The sequence below is a fragment of the Staphylococcus canis genome, from assembly GCF_016238445.1.
In the GTDB taxonomy this organism is placed as follows: Bacteria; Bacillota; Bacilli; order Staphylococcales; family Staphylococcaceae; genus Staphylococcus; species Staphylococcus canis.
On the sequence record NZ_JABANU010000067.1, the window covers coordinates 1 to 439 of the forward strand.

The window sequence follows — 439 nt, forward strand, 5'->3', positions numbered from 1 at the left end:
GGCATAGCCAATACAGTCTAGTTCAATATTTATTAGGTCTGAGTGAAGAACTTGAAATGACATATATAACAGGGCACTTTATCTTAGAAGCACTGAAATCAAACTGTATTAAGAAGTTAGAAGTCGCATTATATTCTTCGAAACGTAAGCCGATATTCAAGGGACTTAAACGTGTTATACAAACACTTATCAAATACCTGCCTTACATCACGAATACAGTAAAATACCCCCATTTAACAAATGGACCAATTGAAGGTATTAACAATAAAATTAAACTTATTAAGCGTGTGTCTTACGGTTATAGAAACTTTTATAATTTCAGAAATAGAATATTAGTTATTTCTAGGATGTTTGTAAGTGAACATAAAAAACGTACCAAGTCACTAAAAATAGCAACTTAGTACGTTTTGTCTTCACCAACCGACGTTGACAAAGAGCC

The 439-nt window shown here is 32.6% G+C and carries 1 protein-coding gene; it reads left to right on the forward strand.

From position 1 onward, the window contains the following. Positions 1-401, forward strand: a 401-nt coding sequence (locus HHH54_RS10925; RefSeq protein ID WP_198618817.1) for a transposase, incomplete at its 5' end; no start/stop codon positions are given. Positions 402-439: the final 38 nt, after the last annotated feature.